This window comes from Deltaproteobacteria bacterium (assembly GCA_026712905.1).
In the GTDB taxonomy this organism is placed as follows: Bacteria; Desulfobacterota; Binatia; order UBA9968; family JAJDTQ01; genus JAJDTQ01.
On record JAPOPM010000132.1, the window covers coordinates 1 to 5,564 of the forward strand.

The 5,564-nt window shown below is 65.3% G+C and carries 5 protein-coding genes; 4 read left to right on the forward strand and 1 reads right to left on the reverse strand.

Annotated elements, in window-relative coordinates:
- Both OXF11_10375 and OXF11_10380 read left to right on the forward strand, forming a co-directional pair.
- A partial coding sequence (locus tag OXF11_10375) for a hypothetical protein (GenBank protein ID MCY4487503.1) occupies positions 1-490 on the forward strand: 490 nt, incomplete at its 5' end.
- 253 nt (positions 491-743) lie between these two features.
- A complete protein-coding gene (locus tag OXF11_10380; GenBank protein ID MCY4487504.1) occupies positions 744-1,796 on the forward strand; it encodes an SAM-dependent methyltransferase in 1,053 nt (350 codons plus the stop codon).
- 1,477 nt (positions 1,797-3,273) lie between these two features.
- On the opposite strand, the gene OXF11_10385 is transcribed toward OXF11_10380, so the two are convergent.
- Entirely contained in the window at positions 3,274-3,408 is a 135-nt protein-coding gene (locus OXF11_10385) for a hypothetical protein (protein MCY4487505.1), read from the reverse strand.
- Between the two features lie 485 nt (positions 3,409-3,893).
- Between OXF11_10385 and OXF11_10390 the strand changes: the two genes are divergently transcribed.
- Together OXF11_10390 and OXF11_10395 are read left to right on the forward strand one after the other, a co-directional pair.
- Positions 3,894-4,643 carry a hypothetical protein gene (locus tag OXF11_10390; GenBank protein ID MCY4487506.1) on the forward strand — a complete coding sequence of 250 codons (750 nt, stop codon included), beginning with the start codon at positions 3,894-3,896 and terminating at the stop codon, positions 4,641-4,643.
- Positions 4,644-4,961: 318 nt separating this feature from the next.
- The coding region (locus OXF11_10395) for a CAP domain-containing protein (protein MCY4487507.1) at positions 4,962-5,564 on the forward strand (603 nt) is incomplete at its 3' end.

Here is a 5,564-nt window from a genome sequence, read left to right on the forward strand (position 1 = left end):
CCACGTGAACGACGATTCGAAGATCTGGGCCGACATGATCCGCCGCGAGGTGAAGCTGGGCTGCATCCCGTACTACATGTTCGTGGAGCGCGACACCGGGGCGAAGCGCTACTTCGAGTTGCCCCTGGAGCGGGCCCTGGACGTCTACAACGGGGCGTTCCGGGACGTCTCCGGCCTGGGCCGCACCATGCGCGGGCCCTCGATGTCGGCCACGCCGGGCAAGGTTCAGGTCCTGGACATCATGCAGGTCAACGGCGAGAAGGTCTTCGCTATGCGGATGCTGCAGGGCCGCAACGCCGACTGGACCAACCGCATTTTCTTCGCCGCCTACGACCCCACAGCGGTCTGGTGGGACGACCTGAAGCCGGCCCCGTTCGACGACGGCTTCTTCTTCGACCCCGAGTTGAACGAGATGCACCTGGCCGCCGTGGCCGCCGCCGACGCCCCGGTGCCGGTGAATCTCGGCCGCAAGGAGCCGTCGAGCGCCTGACCGCGATCCCCACAATCGGCGCCGCCGCGCTGAGCGCTTGCTTTCCGTTGCGGTCCTCTGCACGGACCGGCCGGTGCTGCCGGTGACGCTCCGGCGGCCTAGAATGGCCGCCTACGGCGTCCCCGGCATCCCCGTCCTCGACTTGCTGCGATAGACCGCCGCCGCTGTTCGTTCCAGCTTCCTGGTGGCTGTTTCGCGCCATGCCGGCGGACGCCGGAATCCGCTGCCGTAACCTGTTGACCTGCACCTTCCTGTGACCTCCAGCGAACGGCTGCGCTTCGATGCGTTTATGGAGTCGGCGCTGTACGGCGAGCCTGGCGGGTTCTATGCCTCGGGGCGCGGCGCGGGGCGGCGGACCGGAGACTTCCTGACCAGCGTGGAGGTTGGGCCGCTGTTCGGGCGGCTGGTGGCTCGCCTTGCGGACCGGTGCTGGGAGCGGTTGGGTCGGCCGGATGACTTCACGCTCGTGGACGCTGGAGCTGGCAGGGGCGCGCTGGCCCGCAGCGTTCTGGCGGCCCGGCCGGCGTGTGCCGACACTCTGCGTTACGTGCTGGTGGAGCGGTCGACCGCCCTGCGGCGGCAGCACGAGCAACTGCTGGATCAACCGCCGGGGTTGTGCGCCGGCTTCGAGTCCCGGGCCGACCTACCCGATGGGCCGGTCGACGGCGTGGTGATCGCCAACGAATTGCTGGACAACCTTCCGAGCCGCCTCCTGGAGCGGACGCCGGACGGCTGGGCTGAGGTCTATGTGTCAGCGGGGGAGCCCGCCGGCGCCGGTGAGCTCATCGAGGTTCTGTGCCCGCCTGCCCCGGAGATTCAGTCAACTGCGAATGCTCTGGCGCCCGCGGCACCGGTCGGTGGGCGGCTGCCGCTGGCCACCGAGGCGATCGAGTGGGTGGGTCGGGCGCTGGCGCTGCTGCGCCGAGGGAGCCTGGTGGTTGTCGACTACACCGACACCAGTGCCTCCCTGGTGGCTCGCTCGCTTCGGGAGTGGGTCCGCACCTACCGGGCCGGCGTGCGGAGCCACGAGCCACTACGCGACCCGGGGAGTTGCGACATAACGGTCGAGGTGCCATTGGATCAGGTCCTGGCCGCGCACCCCACCGCGGAGGTATGCGATCAGGCAACGTTCCTGCGCTCACTCGGCATCGAGGATCTCGTCGCCGAGGGGCGTGCGCTGTGGCATGATCGGGCCGCGGTCGGTGACCTCGCTGCGCTGGAGGCGCGCAGCCGGGTGCACGAGGCGGAGGCTCTCTGCGACCCGGGCGGTCTCGGCGCGTTCACGGTTGCGGTCTGGCGCCGCTGACGCGCTCCCGCCTCGGGTCGATCCCGGCGAGATGTTCCCGGTGCTCTCAGAGTTGATTTGCGGGCCCGATGCTCCCGGGTGCGCGATCAGACGCCCGGGGCCCTGCGGGGAAGTAGGCGAGCAGCGCGGTCGTCCGGATGCAGGTCTGACGTTGGACGGGGACCTGCACACCCATGGCGCGCGCACCTCGGCGGGCGACATGACCCTCGCACGATCGCTCGGTTGGATAGGGACTTGCACATGCTGGACCGGCCGAATAGGTTTTTGCCCTGACGTGGCCAGAGATCAGTGGGGTTGCCCGTGATCAATAAGCGAATCTCCGGGGGGGGGGGTTGGCCGCGCACCCGATCCGCCAACCGGTCTTCCATCTTCCCGCGGTAATCGACCGTCACATCTAGACGACGCTGACCGGCGCGGCGCTGAAACGTCGCCTCCCCCCCGCCACCCGCGCCCGGACCGCGATAGCACCCCTGCGTCGGCGGGCGGCGTCCCTGCTGCTCGCCGACGTTCTTCGTTCAACCCGTCGCCCGCCGCCGAGTTCGCGCGCCGGACCCGCCCGATCCATTCCGTTCAGTTCGCCGCGGGAACCCCGACCGCGCCGATGGCTCCCACTGGTGGCCGGTCATGGCCCACGACCGCGCCGACCCCGACCGCGCCGATCGCTCCGACCGGTGCTCGCCGTTTCCGACAGGCGGCCACCCGCCTCGCGCGGCCGGGATCAAGCGCTGCGATTTACCGCCAGCTCCGGTGGGTCGAGTGTCGGCTCGGCCAGGTCCATCGGTTGGTGCACGGTTGCGGCGGCGGGAATCAAGCGCTCGAACGGACCGCGACGTTGGCATCGGTGCGGCGTCACCGGTGGAGCGGTCCATCCGTCTCGACGACGCGTCGTGGGGCCGTTCGACAGCGCGCCCTGAAGCGCGGACCTAACTCAACCCCTCGCATTACGAGCCAATCCGGAGGCTATCCATGAGGTTCAAGACCATCGCAACCGCGCTCGCCACTGTCGTACTCTCGACGGTGCTTGCACCGATCGCCGTCTCGGCGCCGGCCCAGGCGCAGTCCCAGACGAGCTGGTACGTGAACGACAACCCCGCATTGTTCGGGCCGTCCCAGTGGTGGCGCTCGGGCGAGGCTGGTCACGGCTACGGGGCCAACAACTACCGCTTCACGTATGCGATCGGTGGAGCGAGTACCGCCGACAACTGGGCTCACTGGTACATGGGTAACCGCGTCGGTCGACAGGAGATCCAAGTCTATGTTCCGACCGAGGATGCGACGGCCACGGTCAACTACAACATAACGATCGGTAGCAATACCTATAAGCGCGCAGTGGCACAGCACGATATATCCGAATGGTACTCGCTAGGGAACTGGAATACTAATGGCGCGGACGTTGTGATCGCCGTATTCGACAACGATGTCAAGGAGCACCACGAAAGAAACGGACTATGGGCCAGCCGTATCGGTGTCGACGCCATCAGGATGCGATGCGTATCGAATTGCGGATCATCCCCACCGCCGCCACCGCCGCCACCGCCGCCACCGCCCCCACCGCCGCCACCGCCGCCGCCACCCCCACCGCCACCCCCTCCCGAGCAAGTCGGAACCCCATCGACGCCTCGAAACCTCCGTCTATCACTAACCGACGACAATAGCTTCAGGGCCACGTGGGATCCGCCGTCGAGTAGTGGCGGCTCGCGCATCACTAAGTATGTCATTCGCGTCTCCCGACCGAGACTCTCGGTGTCGGTCGATCCGTGGTCGCACACGTACGAAAGAACAAGCAGGTCCTTCACACTGAACGGTCGAAACGGAGCGACTTACACGGTACGAGTGGCGGCCATGAACAGCCACGGGACGGGTCCAACGGCAAGCACCTCCATCCGGACGAATGGTGAACCGCCCCCTCCGACTCCGGATGACACCGTCACTTTCGATCCAGTTTCAGTAGATCCGGTGCCAACTACGTCAACAGTAGTATCCGATACTAGCTCCCGATCGTCGTCCGGTTGGCGCAAATATGACGAGAAGTGTACGTTTGGCTATTTTTGCGACCATTACTACCTTGGGAGCGCCCGTGGAACAGCCACATGGCACATGGGTGATCTTCAAGGCGTGTTTACGTTCTGGTGGAAAAACCCAAAGGACGGATTTACCAATCTCGATGGTAACGCAGTATGGAAGATCTACGAGAAACGAACTGGTAGCAATAGCTGGCGGCACGTAAGGACATTCCGCCCCAGTCCTCAGTCCGAGCAGAAGCCGGATAGGTGGTGGGGATATCGAGACTCCAGACTTGAATTGGATGGTCAAGTCAAGATCGAGGTCAGTCACGACCACAATAAGCGCTACGGTGCGATCGGGATTAGGCGAGTGAGGCTGAACTTCGTCGATATACTTCCCGAACTGAAGCCCGCTGCGATTAAATTGTGTGACGCAAGAGTCGTGAAAGTACTCAGTTTTGCGGCTGCAATTCCCCTAAGTATAGTGGCGGCGACGATTATTGTCGCAGTGGCACCAGCCGGTGCATCGGCAATCGCCACATCACTGTCGACGGAAGGCCTAAGAACACTTGTAAAGGCTGCCGCTAAGAACCGCGCGACGGCCTTTGGAATATGGGCCGCCCAGAAGGCCATTGGTGTTGATGACCCAATATCTACGCTAGAACTTGTAGAAGGCGCAGTGGGTTTCGTTGTCGCTTGGGCAGGAGATGTCTGGAGCAACGCGGTCAAGAGCTACCAGTACGGATGTAACAATCTGGAGCCTGATTTGAAAGACCTCTTTATTTCGCGGGGCTATGGCATCTACGCCGATGACCTAGCCGAAGTGTTTGGTCGTCGTCGCTGATGACCACGCGGTCGAGTGAATCGCCCTGGGTTTGGTGGAGACTCCTGAGCTTGGGAGAGCCAGTTTGCGGGATTGGGCGACAAGGTGATCACGAAGGGGAGTAGGCGGTACAACGTCAGGAAGCTGTCGGGTTCGAGGGGAATTCCCATTGGACTGCGGTGCTTGGAGCGAGGGCGGAGGTGCTGGCACCTGACAGTGACCAGCGCTGCGCTCGCAGCGGTGATCGTGGGCATCTGGCCTACGGCGGTTGGGGGGCAGGAGTCTGGCGGTGGCTCGCCAGCGGCGGGTCCGTGGATCGACACGTGGGATCGGGCGGCTGTGCTTTCCGCGCACCGGGCGGAGTTCGAGCGGGCCGAGCCCGATCCGGGCTACACGGGCGATGTCGGTGCCTGCGTGGCGGGGACGACGAGCCGGGCGTTCCGTGACAGTGAGTTGCAGCGGATCAACTGGTACCGGCGGATGGCCGGCGTGGATGTCGTGGCCGAGAGTGCCGATTCCACCGTGGCGGCGCAGCGTGCCGCGATCATGATGATGGCCGCGGGCGAGCTGACGCACGAACCGTCTGCCACATGGCCGTGCTACAGCGTGTCGGGCGCCGACGGGGCCTCGAAGAGCAACCTGGGGCTCGGCAACGCGGGAGTCGCCGCCGTCGATGCGTACGTGCGCGACGGCGGGAGCGGCAACGAACGCGTCGGTCATCGTGGCTGGGTGTTGTCGCCGTACGTCCGTGCCGTCGGCATGGGCGCCGCCTTCGGTTCGTCGAGTGCGAACGCGTTGCACGTTCTCGGCGATCTGACGGGCAGTCCGGACCGGCTCCGCGAGGTGCGCGGGTTCGTGGCGTGTCCGCCGCCGGGGTATGTTCCCGCCGCCGCCGTGTTTCGTCGCTGGTCGTTCAGGTTGTTCGGCGACTTCGACTCCTCG

What these genes read in the sequence shown, in the direction of transcription:
- OXF11_10385 (MCY4487505.1), bottom strand. Translation starts at nt 3,408, where the DNA reads ATGGGGTTCCGACTTGCTCGGGAGGGGGTGGCGGTGGGGGTGGCGGCG.
- OXF11_10390 (MCY4487506.1), top strand. Translation starts at nt 3,894, where the DNA reads ATGGGTGATCTTCAAGGCGTGTTTACGTTCTGGTGGAAAAACCCAAAG.